Raw genomic sequence first — 16,768 nt, forward strand, 5'->3', positions numbered from 1 at the left:
ACCTGAGTTGTATCTGCATGGCCACCTAGAAGAACATACAAGACCTAAAGACCAGCACCATCAAATACAAGGGACTATTAAAAAACGGGCAAAACATACCATCTACCCCTAAAAAAACCAACAAAAAAAGAGGCTAAAAAAGGTAGCCTCTATATTTGGTTATGTCTTGGACATCGAGTTATGGTTCTTTATATTAAGGTATTAAGGAGTATGTAAAATCAATTCTTGTTTGGACCACAGTTCCTGTCACCTCTGTTACAGTGTAAATTTCTGAAAAGGTGAATTGAGAGGAATCCTCGTTAAATTCCAAGGCAGTGGTTTGCAAACTACAGGAAGATACCAAACTAAGGTTTTGAGACGCCAATTCCCATGTTCCTGTTGATGCAACAACGTACTCACAATCTTCTTCATATTTCCCCAGTTCGTAAGCATACGACCTATCTTCCTCAAATGTATAAGAAGCATCTTTTTTACATTCAGCGTATTGTGCAAATAGGTCAGTAGATGGATTGTCCGTATTATCATCGGTCAAATCCAATTCTTTGGCAGCTACAATTGCAGAAAGTACCCACTCCCCTACCAATTTTTGCTCATTGGCACTAAGATCTCCTGTAAAATCTTCGGCACATTCCACCCCGTCATCCGAAGTACACGATAGAAACATTGCACCAATACACATCAAGATTCCAGCATTAAAAAGCTTTTCTTTCATTTCAATTTAAATTTTATTGTTTAATAAATGATGGGCAAGAGTTCAAATGGTTGTGTGCGGATTCTAAAAAATCTCTTGCCAAAACTTCATCCAATCAAGACAGTCAATGTTCATTAACCGGTTTTGGGCCGAGTTCATAAAATCACCTTAGCTCTGCATAAAATTAAATCTAAAAAGAGCGGTCACCGGTGTTTATGTGAACAAAACGTCCATTGCCTATTTTCCCTATATTGAACAAGAGGATGATGAAATCGCGGATGAGTTATGGCATAATTGCAAAGCCAAGCTCAAGAAACTCACAGAAAAAAGAAGCCAATATATTGATTGCTGGTAGAAATCCTATTTTTTTTTGCAATAGAAGTACTATCGGAAAACTGCTGATGAGCGCTCAGAAAGTCCCCGTACCTGTAATCTGATAAAGGATTTGCTTAGAGTTCCCTGATTTTTATATTTCGGAACCAGGTTTCAAAATACCAATACTGTAGTGCTATTTTGCCCTCGGTGGTCTGGCCAAACTCAGGATATTTGGAAAAATGGGTCCTTGCTATCTTTTCTTTCCATTCAGGTGTGCTAAAATCTTCCTCAGCAGTAAGAACTCCATTTAGATAAAACGTAACTTTGCCATCCACTTGCTTTATTCGGGTCTTGTTCCACTCCCCTTGTTTCACCTCCACTTTATTTTGCTGAGGTTGAAAAACGTATAAACAGCCCGGCCTTTTTTCTGGAACATCGTAATCCATGTGGTCAGCTCCCAACATTTGATATTCCGGCCCGCTTTGCCATGCGGTCGGAACATCCGGCATTTCTTGTACATTGATAAAAATTCCGCTATTTCCGTTCCCCGCCACCTTCCATTCCAATACTAGTTCATAATCATCATAAGGCTGATCGGTAACTAAATCGCCTGCCGTTAAAGATTCATCGTTGGTATTGCTATGCAGTTCACCATCAACCACCTCCCAAACCGATGTTGCGTTGGGGTCGTTGTATAAATGCCATCCGTCCATGGTTTTGCCATCAAAGAGCAATTCCCAGCCCTGTTCCTTTTCTACATCCAACAATTGGTTATGGGCAGCATTTTCAATGGCCGCTTTTTTGGTTCGCCAAGTATTGGCCTCTTCTTCCTTTTTTTTCTCGCTCTTACAGGAAGCCAGCACCAATAATGCGATAATACATCGGGTAATTCTTGAATACATTTGTAGTTTAGTTTGATTTATAGTGCAGTGGCTAAAGATAAAAAAGAAATTTATCCAATGTTGCCCAGATATACATCAATACAATTTTTGATGATTAAGTGACTTAAGTCACTTTGGGAAAAATCGAGTTTTTATAAATTGCAGTCTATAATTTTTAGAAACAATGAAAGGAAATTTTGCAGCTTTGATCAACAGCGACCAATTAACGCTAGTAGATTTTTCGGCAGAATGGTGTGGTCCCTGTAAAATGTTGGCCCCAATTCTAAAACAGGTAAAAGATGAAATGGGCGATGATCTAAAAATTGTAAAAATAGACGTCGACAAAAACCAAAGCCTTGCCAACACCTACCAAGTTAGGGGTGTTCCTACGATGATTTTCTTTAAAAACGGCGAACAACTCTGGAGAAAATCAGGAGTACTACAAAAGGGAGAAATTGTGCAATTGGCAAAATCGTTCTTGTAAATTTTTGCTGGTTCATTCAAATAAGTGGATGACCAAAAACGGCACCTTGGAGTTAAAGCTCACTTTTTTGATGACAGGCTCCCGTGTCAATCTTTCAAAGAAAGTATGGTTTTGATTGATCATTACAACCATATCAATGGTTTTGTCTTTTTCAACCAATTGTTGAATGGTATTGTTAACTGAAGTATCCTTTTCCACCTCAATAAATTCGTAGTCGATGGATTTAAGGCGGTTTTTCAATCCTTTTTTGGAAGCTTTTTGTTCAGGAGCCAGTGCATCCAAACTGCCTACATGGGCTATCCATAATTTTGCTTTAAAATGTTCAACGAAATTCAAAAGTGGTTTCAGCTCATAGTTTTCAAAGAGGTGTTCATAACCCGTGGCCAATAGTATGGCATCTATTTCTTTTTCTATTTGGTAATCATCGGGCACAGCAATAACAGGGCAAAAATCAACTTCCTTGATAACTTTATAGGTATTGCTTCCCATAAAGACTTCTTTTAAACCAGAGGCTCCTTTGGTTCCCATAATTACGTAATCAATCTCCTCGCGGTACACTGTCTTTCCAATGGCATTGACAAGGTTATCCGGAATGGAACGGGCAATAAATGTATGTTCAGGGTTTTTGTCAAAGCTTTTTATTTTTTCCAATTCCCTTTTGAGGTCTCGGTCGGATTGTTCCTTGATCAAATTGTACAAACGGGTATCGTTGGCTCCCGCCATTTTGGTTGATAAGCCAGAGGCACCCACCTGATAAGAATTCAGGATAAAAAAATCACAGGGAACATCTTTAAAGATCGTCAAAGCATAAGCAATGGCGTTCCAGGCATTATTGGAAAAGTCCGTGGGCAATATGATCCGTTTTTTCTTCACGATTTTATCTCTTAATGTTCTGCATTACCATAAATGGTATTTTAATCTTCAACCCCAGTAAATCTACTGTCGACCTATAGAGCATATCCTCAAAAAAGGAGTGCCTTGAGTTCAGCATAACCAGCATCCCTGCGTCTTTTTGCTCAATCTGCTCCAGAATAACCTCTGCTTTGTTTTTAACGGGCGTTGTCTCAAAATGGAGGTAGCTATTGGCCAAGGTTTCTTCCAAAAACAACTTGTTATCTTCTTGTCGAGGACTGAGTTCATCAAAATCCGTAATGTACAAACAGTATATCTTGGACTTAAATTTACCGGCCAAGTCACCTAAAAGCTTTAACTCCCTTCGCTTATAGGGAAGCAAATAATCTGTTGGAAAAAGAATGGCCTTAGGCTGTCTGTATTCAAAATCTTCCGGTATGGCCAACACCGGGCACTTTACATATTTAAAAGTTTCTATGGTGAAACTCCCGAATGTGGTTTTGCGGTTGCTGGTCTCTCCTTTGGTCCCCATAATTACCACATCAATGTTCATTTCATCCACAAAATCATTTATACTATCTATTAGATTGTCAAAATGCGCTACGGTCTCAAAATTGTGCAGCGGGTTTGGCGGTTCTCCAATTACGGAGTTGACCAATTTATCCAATTTCTTTTCCGTTTGTTCCCTTTTTTCTTCTTTCAGTTTCCCAACACCCTCTAACACTGCTGTTTTGTACTTGCCGTACACCTCCTCACCATAGGCGTGCAACACAAAAAAACAAGCACGCTCACATTTAAAAAGTTCTTGTGCATATTGCAAGGCATGCAAAGCATTTTTTGAAAAATCGGTAGGAATCAATACGGTTTTCATGGGTATCTCGCTTTTATCAAAGATATAAGTAGGTGAGTTGGCAAAAAATGATTTTGGTCATCACCTAAAAATATAAAATTTAACATTCTGAGCATCAAATTGTATTTTACACCCGATAATACGTCGTTAAACCATAACTTATGGACGTTCAAAGGATTCTTGTGTTAAAATACCTTTATCAAGCTTTACCGTACAAGCAGCAAACTTTATCTTTGAAGTTAAGCTATTTATGAAAAAATAGCGTACCATCCACCAAACCAAAATGAAAGTCAGAAATATTGTTTATATCCTACTAGTAGTGGGAATAGGTGCGCTGATAGCGTACAGAATCAAGTCCAATGCGGAAGCGGCGAAACCTAGAGGAACAGGGCCCAGTATCCCCACAGTTACCGGAATGATTCTAAAACCCCAGACTTTCAAGGACAACATTGCCCTTGCAGGAACTTTGGAAGCCGACGAACAGATTGAAATACGAAGTGAGGTGCCAGGGGTTGTTGAAAGCATCAATTTTAAGGAAGGGAGTAAGGTTTCGGAAGGACAGATACTGCTAAAAGTCAATGATATTGAGCTTCGCGCCCAACTTTCCAAAGCACTTACGGCAAAAAAATTGGCCTCCGAAAATGAAAGAAGGGCGAAACTTTTGCTACAAAAACAGGCCATAAGCCAAGAAGAGTACGATATTGCCAGTGCAGATTACCAATCAGCCAGCGCAGAAGCAGAATTGATAGAGGCCCAACTATCAAAAACAACCATAAGAGCCCCTTTTTCGGGAACCATCGGCCTGCGATCCATCTCCAAAGGAACCTACGTGACACCGACTACTGTAATTGCCAAACTGGTCAATACCGATGAGTTGAAAATTACGTTTTCCGTACCAGAGAAATACGCATCACAGGTGAATGTCGGCACTGTTCTGACCTTTACCACTTCAGATTCAAGGGAACAGCACAACGCCACCATATACGCCATAGACCCAGAGGTGGACATTGCCACCCGAACCCTTCGAATGAGGGCAATCATGGACAATAGTGGCAATAAACTGTACCCTGGGGCCTACGCCAATATAATGCTGCCCCTCGAAACCGTGGACGATGCCCTTTTGGTGCCATCAGAATCCCTGATTCCCGTACAAAACGGAAAGAAAATTTTTATCTTGGAGAATGGCAAGGCCAAGGAAGTAGATGTTGAAATCGGGTCACGGACCGGTAAAGCAGTACGGGTGTTGACCAATCTACAACCTGGCGATACCGTTTTGACCTATGGTGTCATGGCTTTGCAGAACGGTTCCCCGGTAGACGTTGTTTTGGAAGAATTTGAACCTTTGACCCAAATCAAATGAACCTCTCTGCCATAAGCATAAAAAGACCGGTTCTCACCATTGTGATGAACATAACCATTATTCTTTTTGGAATCATTGGCTACACCTTCTTGGGTGTGCGGGAGTTTCCTTCCATTGACCCCGCCGTGGTTTCCGTCCGCACCAATTATTCCGGTGCCAATGCGGATATCATTGAGTCACAGATTACGGAGCCACTTGAAAAAGCCATCAACTCCATCGACGGAATCAGGAACATTACGTCTTCCAGCGTTCAAGGATCTAGTTCCATCACCATCGAATTTGAATTGGACAAAGATCTGGAAGCTGCCGCCAACGATGTCCGGGACAAGGTTTCGCAATCCCTGCGCAGCCTTCCCGAAGATTTGGACGCCCCTCCCGTGGTTTCCAAGGCCGATGCCGATGCCGATAGGATCATTTCCATGACCGTACAGAGTGACAACAAGAACATTTTGGAACTTTCCGATTATGCCGAAAATGTCATTGCGCAACGCATTGAGACCATTCCCGGGGTGAGCGGTGTACAGATATGGGGACAACGCAGGTATGCCATGCGGTTGTGGATAGACCCCTTAAAACTGGCCTCCTACGGACTTACCGTGGCCGATGTGCGCGCTGCACTTTTGGCCCAAAATATTGAATTGCCCTCTGGAAAACTAACCGGAGAGAATACCGAACTGACCGTAAAAACCCTAGGCAACCTCAATACCGAAGAGGAGTTTAACAATATCATCATTTTGGCAGATGGAGAAAAACTAGTGCAGCTCAGCGATATAGGCCGCGCCAGTCTTGAAGGTGAGAACATGGAAACCAAAATGAGTGACTCGGGACAACCCATGGTGGCCGTTGCCGTGATTCCACAACCGGGCACCAACTATCTTGAAATTGCAGATGCCTTTTATGAAGAATATGAAAAGCTGCAAAAAGACCTCCCGGAAGATTTTAAACTGAACATTGTTATAGACGACACCGTGTTCGTCAAAAAAGCAGTCACCGAGGTTGCCGAAACCATTTTGATATCCATCGTTCTGGTTATCTTGGTGATTTATCTATTTTTCAGAAACTGGTCCCTGGCCTTGCGCCCCTTGCTGGATATTCCGGTTTCCCTTATCGCTACCTTCTTTTTTATGTGGCTCTTGGGATTCTCCGTCAATGTGCTTACCCTATTGGCCATAGTGCTGGCCACCGGATTGGTGGTGGATGATGGTATCGTGGTCACGGAGAACATTTACAAAAAGATTGAAGAGGGAATGAACCCCATCGAAGCGGCCATAAAAGGTTCCAAAGAAATCTTTTTTGCCGTTATTTCCATTTCCATCACTTTGGCGGCGGTATTCCTTCCCGTGATTTTTTTGGAAGGATTTGTGGGTCGTCTTTTCAGAGAGTTTGGGGTTGTTCTAGGCACCGCGGTCTTGGTATCGGCCTTCGTTTCCCTCACGCTCACGCCCATGCTGAACGCCTACCTGACCAAACCCGGAAAGCAAAGTCGTTCCAAATTCTATCAGGTCACCGAAAAATACTTTGTGGCCATGAACGAGTCCTACAAAAGTGCGCTTGAAAAGTTCATGCAACGAAAATGGCTCAGTTTCCCCATCCTAATCGGATGTTTAGGATTGATTGTGCTTTTCTACTCCTTACTTCAGAAGGAGACCGCACCGTATGATGACCGTAGCTTTGTCCGTTTGAGCGTTACGGCACCGGAAGGATCTTCATACGAGTACATGGACAAATTAATGACGGGAATCACGGAACTGATCAATGATTCCATACCCGAAAAAAAGGTCAGCCTTATTTTGACCTCTCCCGGCTTCGGAACTTCATCGGTGAACAGTGGCCGTGCCAACGTGGCCTTGGTGGACCCTAGCGAACGTGAACGCTCCCAACATGAAATTGCAGAGGATCTAGGGCAATGGGCCAAAGCTTTTGTCGGAGGACGATCAAATGTATCCGAAAGACCTACGATTTCGGTAAACCGGCGTGGTGGCCCGCCTATCCAGTTCATCATTCAGGCAAAGAATTTCCAAAAGTTGGAAGAAAAAGTGCCCGAATTCATGGCCGAGGCCGAAAAAGACCCGACCTTCTCCTTTGTCGATGTCAACCTAAAGTTCAACAAGCCTGAAATCTATGTTTCCATCGATAGGGAAAAAGCGGAAAGCCTTGGGGTTTCTGTCAGGGACGTGGCACAGACCCTCCAACTTTCCTTGAGCGGTCAGCGTTTTGGCTATTTTTTGATGAACGGAAAACAATATCAGGTCATTGGACAGTTCGACAAGCAGGATCGGAACGAACCCACAGACCTTACCTCCATTTTTGTAAAAAACAAAGAAGGTCAGCTCATCCAGTTGGACAACTTGGTGACCACCGAAGAACACAGTAGTCCGCCACAATTGTTCCACAACAACAGATATATGTCCGCCACCGTTTCGGCAAACTTGGCACCTGGTAAGAGCATCGGGGATGGAATCGACGCCATGAATGCCATAAAGGACAGGGTGCTCGATGATTCATTCACCACCGATCTTGGTGGAGAATCACGTGATTTTGTGGAAAGTAGCTCCAACACGGCCTTTGCCTTTGGTTTGGCTTTTCTCTTGATATTTTTGATTCTGGCCGCCCAGTTTGAAAGTTTTATCGATCCCATTATCATTATCCTCACCGTGCCCATGGCCGTTGCAGGAGCCATGTTCTCTCTATGGTTGTTTGGGGAAACCTGGAACATTTTTAGTCAGATCGGAACTATCATGCTCATTGGACTGGTAACCAAAAATGGCATCCTCATTGTGGAATTTGCCAATCAGTTGCAGGAAGAAGATGAAACCATCTCCAAAATGGAAGCCATCATGAAGGCCTCGGTATCGAGATTACGCCCCATTTTGATGACCAGTCTTACCATTGCATTGGGAGCATTGCCGATAGCACTGTCACTGGGAGCAGCATCCACGAGCCGGACCGGCATGGGAGTGGTGATTATTGGTGGCACGTTGTTTTCTTTAGTGCTCACCCTGTTCATCATTCCGGCATTGTACCTGATGTGGTCCAGAAAAAAAGTAGTACGTCCTGAATTCAAAAACCTTGAACTTTCCTCACATGGGCATTAAAATGAGATTACGTATTTTGATATTTATCATGGGAAGTGTTTTTTGTGCAGAAGCACAGGAAGTCCTTACTGTGCAGGAAGCCGTCAAAATTGCCCTCGACAACAATTATCAGATAAAAACAGCACAAAACGAACTAAAAATAGATGAGCTGGGAGCTACCCTTGGGCAAGCAGGGATACTTCCAACGCTGGACGCAAATCTATCGGACAACAACAGCATTCAGAATTTATCCCAGCTACGAAACGATGGTACCCTTCAGGAAAGGGACAATGTAAAGAACAGCAGCTTAAATTACGGTGTAGCTTTGGAATGGACCGTTTTTGACGGCTTGCGCATGTTTGCCAACTTTGAGCAGTTGAAGGAAACCAAAAAATTGGGTGAGGCCGAACTGAAGCAGGCCATCTTGACGACAGTGGGCGAGGTTATGATCACTTATTACGATTTGGTTCAACAGCAACAGCAATTATCGGCCTTGGACAGTACCCTCATCATATCAGAACAGCGCGTGGAGTTGGCACAGAACCGTTTTACCATAGGTAAGGCTTCCAAATTGGAGGTTTTAAATGCCCAAGTGGACCTGAACACGGACCAAACCTTGATGCAACGACAACAAGAACTTTATAAGAACACCAAGATCCAGTTGAACGAACAATTGGCCCGTGACCTGAAGATTGATTTTAAAGTAGTTCCTGAAATTTTTGTGGATCAGAAACTGGCACTGGACGAACTGGAGACCAAGGTAGCTTCGGAGAATCCCCAGTTACAGGCCGAAAAAATAAATAAGCGCATCAGTGAACTGGAGCTCAAACAGATCAAGGCGGCGCGATATCCCTCCATATTTGTGACTTCTGGATATAACATCGGTAGCTCCAAATCGGAGTTGGGCTTTGCCATAAGCTCGGAATCAAGGGGATTCAATTATGGGTTTGGTGCCACGCTCAACCTGTTTGATGGTTTTAACCAGAACCGGAACGAAAAAATTGGTAAAGTTGCTTTGGAGAATGCAGAAATTGCCATTGCCCAACAAGAACAGGCCTTAAGTTCCTTGGTGAACACCACGTATCAGACCTATTTGACCAATATCAGCTTGATGGAACTCGAAGAAAGAAACGAGGCCATTGCCAAGGAAAACCTGGACATCACGGTGGAAAAATACCGCATCGGCATCATACCCACCATAGAGTTTAGGACGGCACAGCTCAACTACATCAATGCAAGTGTGCGTCTGAGCAATGCAAAGTTCCAGGCCAAACTTTCGGAAATCGTGCTAAAACAACTGGCCGGGGATTTGGAGATATAGCATTGAAAAAACCCGCTCCAAAAGGAACGGGCATTTGTTCTTCATATTTAATCGCACCCTATTATGTGTTGCTGTGCATCCAACAACTCTTGTGATTTATCTTTTGTTAGCTACAAGAGTGCAAATCTTTTAAAAAATATTTGCTCAGATACTATTTACCATTAAACCATATCATCACATAGGCAACGATAGCTATAATAATGACAGAAATGGCAATATCTTTCCAATTGTAACTGCTTTTGTTCTTCTTTCTTTCTTCATCGGAAATAGTGGCATAGGTAAGGTTCTTTAGCTTTTCATCTGATGGTGCCGGGGTAGCATAACTCACGACCACAATCAATATAATGCAGAAAAGGAAGAACCATGATGCAAAGGACAAGAAGTTCATATCCCCTAAAAGGAACCAGAAACTTCCGGGATCCAATGAATCTTTGACCAATTCAAGGACAATCCTTAAAGCTCCAACGATAAATCCAACCACCATGGTTACAAATGCGCCTTGAGAGTTGATTCGCTTATGGAAAATACCCAGTAAGAACACCGCCGTAATTGGAGGCGCAATATAAGATTGAACGCTTTGCAGATATTCGTAGAGCACTCCTGAGATATTGGCCATGATCGGAATCCAAATAATACCGATAATCACCACTATTACGGTAGCGATCTGTCCTGTTCTTACCAATTTTTTCTCTGGCGTATTGGGTCTTAATTTTTTATAGATATCCACCGTAAACAAAGTAGAACACGAATTAAATACTGAGGCCAAGGAGCTCATTAAAGCGGCCAAAAGACCTGCTGCTACCAACCCCCGAAGTCCTGATGGCAACAAGTTACTCATTAAAACCGGAAACGCTTCGTCTGGACTGTCCCAATGCAATTCCCCTCTCATTTTCAAGGTAAGGGCAATCACACCCGGAATCAAGAACAAGAATACCGGAAAGAGCTTCAACAAAGCACCGAAAATAGTACCTCTCCTACCCTCTTTGATGTTTTTTGCGGTTAAGGCACGCTGCACGATATACTGGTCCGTACACCAATACCAAATACCGGTAATGGTACTGGCAATTAAAAGTGATGGCCAAGGAAAATCAGGATCTGATGCCGACCTCCACATGTTAAGGTATTCAGGAGTAACGGTTTCTTTCATACTTTCCCATCCACCTACGTGGTCCAAACCAATAAATGTTAAGGCTGCGGCCCCTATTACCAAGATAATGGCCTGTAGTGTTTCGGTATATACCACGGCACGCATGCCTCCAAGCACAGTGTAAACCCCTGTAAGCACAACAGTTGCTATGGCACCTGTCCAAAAATCGATACCAAGGAGTGCGGAAACCACTACCCCACCAGCATAAATGGTCACGGAGATTTTGGTAAGCACGTAGGCCACAATCGAGAAGACGGATAGGATCCATCTGGCTCTTGCATCAAAACGTTTTTCCAAAAACTCGGGCATGGTAAACACTCCCGCTCTTGCGTAGAAGGGCAAGAATACCCAACCCAAAATCAAGACAATCCAAGCCTGGATTTCGTAAATCAGCATGGGCAAACGGTCGCCGGCACCCGCTCCTGCGAGTCCCACAACGTGCTCCGAACCGATGTTCGATGCAAAAATGGAGGCACCGACCACAAACCATCCCACATTTCTGCCCGCCAAAAAGTAATCTTCGGTGTTGTTTTCCTTTTTTCGAATAACCCATAGGGCAATCCCTAGAAGCACCAAGAAATAGATGGATATCGCAATCCAATCAAAAGTATCCAATGTCTGCATAACGGTTTATCTATTTGGTTGATAGTTTGAACATGGTCCTAGAAGAATAGGTTTCTCCAGGATTTAATCTTACCGAAGGAAAATCGGCTTGGTTTGGGCTATCTGGATAATGTTGTGTTTCCAGGCAAAATCCTGAACGCTTCACATAAGTACCTCCAGTTTGTGCAGGCAATGTCCCATCCAAAAAGTTTCCGCTGTAAAACTGTATGCCCGGCTCATTGGTATACACCTCTAACAATCTACCCGTGTTGGGATGGTACGCCGAAGCTGCCAAACCAAAATCTTCTTCTCCCTCGTTAAGCACCCAACAATGATCATATCCTTTGCCAAGATCTAATTGCTCGTTATCGGCTTCAATCTCCTTACCAATTAATTTAGGCTCCTTAAAATCAAAAGGGGTTCCTGCCACCTCTCTGAATTCGCCAGTAGGAATCAAACCTCCATCAACAGGTAAATATGCATCGGCGTTCAAATAAATCTCATGATCTAAAATTTGTTTGGAAAGTTGTCCGGAAAGATTAAAGTAGCTGTGTTGTGTCAAGTTGACAACAGTTGGTTTGTCCGTTACCGCTTCATATTGGATGTCCAATGCATTATCTGCAGTAAGCGTATAGGTCACTTTTACGTCCAATTTTCCAGGGTATCCTTCTTCTCCATCTTGACTGGTATAAGTAAGCTCAACATTCGCACCTTTATCGGTATTTTTAGCTACACCGTTCCATACCACTTTATCAAAACCTTTTTCTCCACCATGAAGATGATTGTCCCCATCGTTCGTGGCCAGAGTGTAGGTCTCTCCATCCAAAGAAAACTTCCCATTGGCAATACGGTTCCCATATCGGCCAATAAGTGCCCCAAAGTATGGGCTACCATCAAGGTATTGTTCCAAACTATCAAAACCTAGGACTATATCCTCATAGTTTCCTTGTTTATCGGGGGCCGTCCAACGGGTAATGATACCACCATAGGTGATAACATCCACTTCCATTCCAGCTTCGTTTTTCAAAGTGAACTTCTTCACTTTTGTGCCATCTGGCATTTCCCCAAATATGGTTTCTTCAATGGGGTTTTGTTCACTTTCAGTTTTTGCGGTTTCCATTTCTGACTGGTTTTCTTTTTTGTTTTGCTTACAGCCTATAGTTGTAAAGACCAAAAGTAAAACACAGTAAAATATAGAAGGTTTGGCTATCCTCATCATTTATAGTTTTATGTTAGTTTGATTACATTCCATGCTGAAACAAATGATAGTATGCTTCGTTGGCGTGGAGCTGATCTTTAAATGCTCTAAGTTTCGTGTCCGAATCTATAACTAAAAGTTCTATTCCGAAAATATCGGCGAAGTCTTCCATGTATTCGGTAGTCAATGCTTGCGTATACACGGTATGGTGCGCTCCACCAGCATGAATCCATGCGGTAGCGGCAACATCCAGATTCGGTTTTGCGTCCCAAAGCACACGTGCCACAGGTAATTTTGGTAAATCGGCCATGGGTTCTACGGCTTCTACTTCGTTTACGATCAAACGGAACCTGTTTCCCATATCAATCAATGATGCATTCAGCGCTTCTCCCGCTGGTGAATCAAAAACCAATCGCACAGGGTCTTCTTTCCCTCCAATACCCAAAGGATGCACTTCGCAAGATGGTTTTGCACTTGCAATGGAAGGACAGATCTCCAACATATGCGAGCCCAATACATAATCTTTTTCAGGGGTGAAGTGGTAGGTATAGTCCTCCATAAACGAAGTTCCACCATCCAATCCTTCGGCCATTACCTTCATGGTTCTTGTAAGAGCGGCAGTTTTCCAGTCACCTTCACCTCCAAAACCGTATCCATCGGCCATTAAACGTTGTACGGCAAGACCTGGCAATTGTTTTAGGGCACCAAGATTCTCGAAAGTATCAGTAAAGGCCTTGAATCCGCCATCATCCAAAAAAGTTCTAAGTCCCAACTCAATTTTGGCAGCATCCACCAACGATTGTCTTTGCGCTCCATTTTTTTGGAGTGATTCTGATAAATTGTAACTGGCTTCGTATTCTTCAATCAATAGATCAACAGCTTTTTGATCTAATCCATCAATAATATTGGTTATGTCCGATGAATCGTAACCGTTTACTGCCACACCAAAACGCATTTGAGCGGCGACTTTATCCCCTTCGGTGACAGCAACTTCACGCATGTTGTCACCAATACGGGCGACTTTCATGTGCTGCAATTCGTCTGCCCCAAAAGCAACTCTCGCCCAAACAGCTAGTTTTTGTTGCACGCGCTCATCTTTCCAATGACCGACCACTACTTTGCGATTTTTGCGCATTCTGGACATCATAAATCCAAACTCACGGTCACCATGCGCGGATTGGTTCAGGTTCATAAAGTCCATATCAATATTATCCCAAGGGATTTCAGCATTAAATTGCGTATGTAGATGACACAATGGCTTACTCAATATTTTAAGGCCGGCAATCCACATTTTTGCCGGTGAAAAGGTATGCATCCATGCTACCAAACCGATACAGGATGGATTGTTGCTTGCTTCACGACAAAGAGCGGTTATTTCTTGCGGTGTGGTAACAATGGGTTTAAAAACCAAGGAGACAGGCAATTTCCCGGCTGCATTCAAGCCATCAACAATATCTTTTGAATTGCTTGCCACTTGTTTTAAAGTCTCTGGTCCGTACAAATGTTGGCTTCCTGTTACAAACCAGATTTCTTTTTTAGATATTTTCATTTACTGTAATTTTTTTATTGACCGTAGTAAGCATTTTTTCCGTGCTTACGTTCGTAGTGTTTTTTTATTAGTGAATCTTTTAGTCTAGGCGCTTGGGGGTTTATCTGTAAGGTCAAGTAGGCCATTTGGGCCACTGTCTCCAACACTTTGGTATTGTAAACCGCCTTGGCCGCGTTTTTGCCCCAAGCAAATGGGCCATGGTTTCCAATGAGTATCATTTCAACCTCGTTGTAATCCAAATTTCTTTCCTTGAAGCAATCCAAGATTTGGATGCCCGTATTGTGCTCGTAATTTCCTTCAATCAGTTCATCTGCCATCGGCGGGGCACAGGGAATATCTTGTGTAAGGTGATCGGCATGTGTGGTTCCAAAAATTGGAATATCCCTTTGCGCCTGCGCCCAGGAAACGGAATACATGGCATGGGTATGGGCCACTCCACCAATATTTTCCCATTTTTTATAAAGATAACTATGGGTTTTGGTGTCGGATGATGGCCTAAGGTTTCCTTCAACCACATTATTATCGTAATCCACAATTACGATATCCGCTGGTTTTAGGGTTTCGTATGGCACACCACTGGGTTTTATAGCGAAAACAGCATTGTCCCTGTCCACGGCACTTACATTACCAAAGGTGTATATGACCAACCCCAGGGCATTGAGTTCCATGTTCGCCTCGTAGCATTCTTCCTTAAGCGATTTGTATTTTGAGCTCATGGCTTATTTGTTTTTGTTGGTTTGCTGTTCCACAAAACTTCCAAGTTGTTTGTAGTCTTCCAATAATTTGGCGTACACTTCCACTTGGGAGGACTGTGGAGAATATTCTGCTTCAAAGTCACTTCCCATTACTTTACTGGCCTCGATCACATTTTTATGGATTCCTGATGCCACCGCAGCATAAATAGCTGCTCCTAAAGCGGGTGCTTGGTCCGATTCTGCCACTTTTATGGGCATGTTCAATACGTTGGCCAAGGTTTGCATAATAAAAGGTGACTTCCTTGCCACCCCACCGATACCGATTACGGTCTCGATTTTCACCCCTTCTTCTTCAAAACGGTCCACGATCATTTTGGAACCAAAGCAAATGGCATTGACCAAGGCCTTGAAAATATGAGGGGCTTTGGTTCCCAGTGATATTCCCGAAATGGCACTTTTTAATTCTTGATTGGCATCCGGGGTTCTTCTACCATTTACCCAATCCAAGGCAACTGGCACAGCTTCGGCAAGTGGGATATTTTCTGCTTGTTCTGCCAAAGAGCGAATAAATTTTGATTCCACCTCGGCTTTAAGCTCGGCTTTTTGTTCTTCGGAAAGCACTTTGGAGTTTAAAACAAGGTTATCAATTGGCCATTGCAACACACTTTTGAACCATGCAAGCACATCTCCAAAGGCAGATTGCCCGGCTTCGAGACCGACCATGCCCGGGATTACCGAGCCATCAACCTGGCCGCAAATCCCTTTGACGGTCTTGTCGCCAATGGCTTCATTGGAGGACACCATAATGTCACAGGTGGATGTACCCATAACCCTCACAAGTGCATGATGGTCCACTTTGGCGCCTACGGCACCTGCGTGGGCATCAAAAGTTCCTACAGCGATCACCGTGCCTGTCGTTAAACCCAACTTGTCTGCCCATTCTTCATTTAAATGGCCTGCAATTTCGTTGGAGGTAAAGGTTTCTTCATACAGGTTATCACGAAGTGAAGCTAAATACGGGTCTAATTTAGACAGGAATTCCTTATCGGGCAGTCCACCCCAGCTTTCGTGCCACATGGCTTTGTGCCCTGCCGCACATCTGCTTCTTTTAAATGTTTTCAAATCCTTTTCATCGGCCAAGAGATAGGTGATAAAATCGCAATGCTCCATCCATGTGTGGGTGGCATCGATTACATTTTTGTCCGCTCTGGCCACGTGAAGTATTTTGGCCCAGAACCACTCTGAAGAATAGATACCACCTTCGTACTTGGTATAATCCTCTCCGCCCCAATTTCTTGCCAATTCATTTATTTCGTTGGCTTCTTTCACAGCGGTATGGTCTTTCCAAAGTACCATCATAGCATTTGGGTTTTCCTGAAAGCCCTCCACACAGGCCAATGCAGTACCATCTTCGGTCACTGGCATGGGCGAAGAGCCTGTGGTATCTATACAAATGCCCTTTACGGTTTCTGGTGGCACTCCACTTTGTTCCATCACGGAACTAATTGTATGTTCCAGTCCTTCAATATGGTCCAAAGGATGTTGCCTAAACTGGTTGATTGCCGGTTTACAGTATTTTTGTGCTTTCCATCTGGGATACCAGAATACTTCCGAGGCCAACTCCGCCCCGTTTTGGGCATCGATCATTACCGCTCTTACCGAGTCAGAACCATAATCGAGTCCTATTACGTATTTTTTCATTCCTCTTTTACTGACTTCTATTTATTATCTAAATCTTGGACAACTTC

General features: G+C 43.3%; 13 protein-coding genes. 4 read left to right on the forward strand and 9 right to left on the reverse strand.

Translation table 11 applies throughout. The features are described 5' to 3' along the window. Positions 1-193: 193 nt before the first annotated feature. Both GO009_RS09975 and GO009_RS09980 read right to left on the reverse strand, forming a co-directional pair. On the reverse strand, positions 194-712 hold the full coding sequence (locus GO009_RS09975; RefSeq protein WP_163626070.1) for a DUF5004 domain-containing protein: 519 nt from the start codon (positions 710-712) through the stop codon (positions 194-196). 428 nt (positions 713-1,140) lie between these two features. Then, a complete protein-coding gene (locus GO009_RS09980) occupies positions 1,141-1,908 on the reverse strand; it encodes a DUF1080 domain-containing protein (RefSeq protein ID WP_163626071.1) in 768 nt (255 codons plus the stop codon). Positions 1,909-2,071: 163 nt separating this feature from the next. On the opposite strand from GO009_RS09980, the gene trxA reads away from it, so the two are divergent. After that, a complete protein-coding gene (trxA, locus tag GO009_RS09985; protein ID WP_163626072.1) occupies positions 2,072-2,371 on the forward strand; it encodes a thioredoxin in 300 nt (99 codons plus the stop codon). 12 nt (positions 2,372-2,383) lie between these two features. Here trxA and GO009_RS09990 read toward each other — a convergent pair whose 3' ends face one another. After that, on the reverse strand, positions 2,384-3,244 hold the full coding sequence (locus tag GO009_RS09990) for a universal stress protein (RefSeq protein WP_163626073.1): 861 nt from the start codon (positions 3,242-3,244) through the stop codon (positions 2,384-2,386). A 4-nt stretch (positions 3,245-3,248) separates the two neighbouring features. After that, positions 3,249-4,094, reverse strand: a complete 846-nt coding sequence (locus GO009_RS09995; protein WP_163626074.1) for a universal stress protein — start codon at positions 4,092-4,094, stop codon at positions 3,249-3,251. A gap of 262 nt (positions 4,095-4,356) precedes the next feature. On the opposite strand from GO009_RS09995, the gene GO009_RS10000 reads away from it, so the two are divergent. The 3 genes from GO009_RS10000 to GO009_RS10010 are packed head-to-tail and all read left to right on the forward strand — an operon-like array spanning position 4,357 to position 9,828. Further along, positions 4,357-5,433 (forward strand): efflux RND transporter periplasmic adaptor subunit, encoded by a 1,077-nt coding sequence (locus GO009_RS10000; RefSeq protein WP_163626075.1) that lies wholly within the window; start codon positions 4,357-4,359, stop codon positions 5,431-5,433. Next, positions 5,430-8,528, forward strand: coding sequence for an efflux RND transporter permease subunit (locus tag GO009_RS10005; RefSeq protein WP_163626076.1), 3,099 nt, complete (start codon positions 5,430-5,432; stop codon positions 8,526-8,528). Before GO009_RS10000 ends, GO009_RS10005 begins: the two co-directional genes overlap by 4 nt. After that, positions 8,518-9,828, forward strand: coding sequence for a TolC family protein (locus GO009_RS10010; RefSeq protein WP_163626077.1), 1,311 nt, complete (start codon positions 8,518-8,520; stop codon positions 9,826-9,828). Before GO009_RS10005 ends, GO009_RS10010 begins: the two co-directional genes overlap by 11 nt. Positions 9,829-9,979: 151 nt before the next feature. Here GO009_RS10010 and GO009_RS10015 read toward each other — a convergent pair whose 3' ends face one another. From GO009_RS10015 to GO009_RS10035, 5 genes are read right to left on the reverse strand one after another with little or no spacing between them, the layout of a single operon-like run. Beyond that, on the reverse strand, positions 9,980-11,599 hold the full coding sequence (locus GO009_RS10015) for a sodium:solute symporter (RefSeq protein ID WP_163626078.1): 1,620 nt from the start codon (positions 11,597-11,599) through the stop codon (positions 9,980-9,982). Between the two features lie 10 nt (positions 11,600-11,609). Further along, the gene (locus GO009_RS10020) at positions 11,610-12,797 is read right to left on the reverse strand and encodes an aldose epimerase family protein (protein WP_163626079.1); all 1,188 of its coding nucleotides are present in this window, start codon (positions 12,795-12,797) and stop codon (positions 11,610-11,612) included. Positions 12,798-12,819: 22 nt separating this feature from the next. Beyond that, complete coding sequence (gene araA, locus GO009_RS10025) at positions 12,820-14,325, reverse strand: L-arabinose isomerase (protein ID WP_163626080.1); 1,506 nt, start codon at positions 14,323-14,325, stop codon at positions 12,820-12,822. A gap of 14 nt (positions 14,326-14,339) precedes the next feature. Beyond that, the gene (locus tag GO009_RS10030) at positions 14,340-15,041 is read right to left on the reverse strand and encodes an L-ribulose-5-phosphate 4-epimerase (protein ID WP_163626081.1); all 702 of its coding nucleotides are present in this window, start codon (positions 15,039-15,041) and stop codon (positions 14,340-14,342) included. A gap of 3 nt (positions 15,042-15,044) precedes the next feature. Beyond that, positions 15,045-16,721, reverse strand: coding sequence for a ribulokinase (locus tag GO009_RS10035; protein ID WP_163626082.1), 1,677 nt, complete (start codon positions 16,719-16,721; stop codon positions 15,045-15,047). Positions 16,722-16,768: the final 47 nt, after the last annotated feature.

Origin of the sequence: Allomuricauda sp. TY007, from assembly GCF_010468565.1 — a bacterium.
Taxonomy (GTDB): domain Bacteria; phylum Bacteroidota; class Bacteroidia; order Flavobacteriales; family Flavobacteriaceae; genus Flagellimonas.